The sequence below is a fragment of the Clostridium puniceum genome (genome assembly GCF_002006345.1).
GTDB classification, from domain to species: domain Bacteria; phylum Bacillota; class Clostridia; order Clostridiales; family Clostridiaceae; genus Clostridium; species Clostridium puniceum.
Genome location: NZ_LZZM01000147.1, coordinates 1 through 688 on the forward strand (window position 1 = coordinate 1; position 688 = coordinate 688).

The 688-nt window shown below is 34.9% G+C and carries 1 protein-coding gene; it reads left to right on the top strand.

Annotated elements, in window-relative coordinates:
• Nucleotides 1–688 (top strand): IS30 family transposase (locus CLPUN_RS11080; protein WP_143329033.1); only part of this gene is annotated, 688 nt, incomplete at both ends.

The window sequence follows — 688 nt, forward strand, 5'->3', positions numbered from 1 at the left end:
ACGTAAAAATAAACATTTGAATTTTGAAGAACGTATGCTTATCCAGCTTCGTCTAAAAGATGGCTTTTCACCTTATAAGATAGCAAAAGAGTTAAAACGACCTATAAACACTATCTTAAATGAAATTAGACGTGGAACTACCACTCAAATTAAACAAGAAAAATACGTTGAAGTATACCTTGCCGATACTGGCGAAGCCATATATAAAAAGCATCGTATAAACTGCTGCCGCACTTTTAAGCGCTTAGAATGCAGTGATTTCATAAACTATACTGTGGATAAAATTAAAAATCATTCATGGTCACCAGATGCTTGTGTTGGCGAAGCTATCGCTAACGGTAGATTTAAGCGCTCTCAAATGGTCTGCACAAAAACATTATATAACCATATAGATCTTGGTTTATTAGATATAAAAAACACTGACTTGCCAATGAAGCTACGTAGAAATACAAAATCTACTAGAGTTAAAAAGCATAAGAAAAAACTTGGTTCTAGCATATCAGATCGCCCAGTAGAGATAAACACTCGGCACGAGTTTGGTCATTGGGAAATTGACACTGTTATTGGTCAAAAATCCAATAATGATAATGTACTACTTACAATAGTAGAGCGTAAAACTAGATATGCTATGGTAGTCGATATTATAGCTAAAACCGCTGAAGCCGTTGCTGATGCTCTTAATAGAGTG